At 57.9% G+C, this 520-nt stretch carries 1 protein-coding gene; it reads left to right on the forward strand.

Annotated features, from left to right (window positions below):
• Window positions 1–520, forward strand: a 520-nt coding sequence (locus tag ACR0E6_RS23120) for a saccharopine dehydrogenase family protein (RefSeq protein WP_480587834.1), incomplete at both ends; no start/stop codon positions are given.

Genomic DNA, 520 nt, shown 5'->3' on the forward strand with positions numbered 1-520 from the left:
CGGATATCTTCACCGAGATCACTCTGGCCAGCCGCACGAAATCGAAATGCGACGCTATCGCGGCAGCCGTTAAAGATCGCGTCGGTGTAGACATCAAGACCGCTGAACTGGACGCCTACAAGGTCGAAGACACGGTCAAGCTGATCAAGGAGACCGGGGCCGAGATTCTCGTCAACCTTGCCCTGCCCTATCAGGATCTGGTGCTGATGGATGCCTGCCTTGAGGCCGGGATCCACTACCTCGACACCGCGAATTACGAGCCCGAGGATGAGGCCAAGTTCGAATACCATTGGCAGTGGGCTTATCAGGAACGCTTCAAAGCGGCCGGCCTGACCGCCATCCTCGGCTCGGGTTTCGATCCGGGTGTGACGTCCGTCTTCGCGAAATGGCTCAAAAAGCACAAGCTCGACACCATTCGCCAGATCGACGTGCTGGACGCCAATGGTGGTAGCAACGATCAGGAATTCGCCACCAACTTCAACCCCGAGATCAACCTGCGCGAAGTGCTGGCCGAAGTGCG

Source organism: Ruegeria sp. AP12 (genome assembly GCF_056540025.1).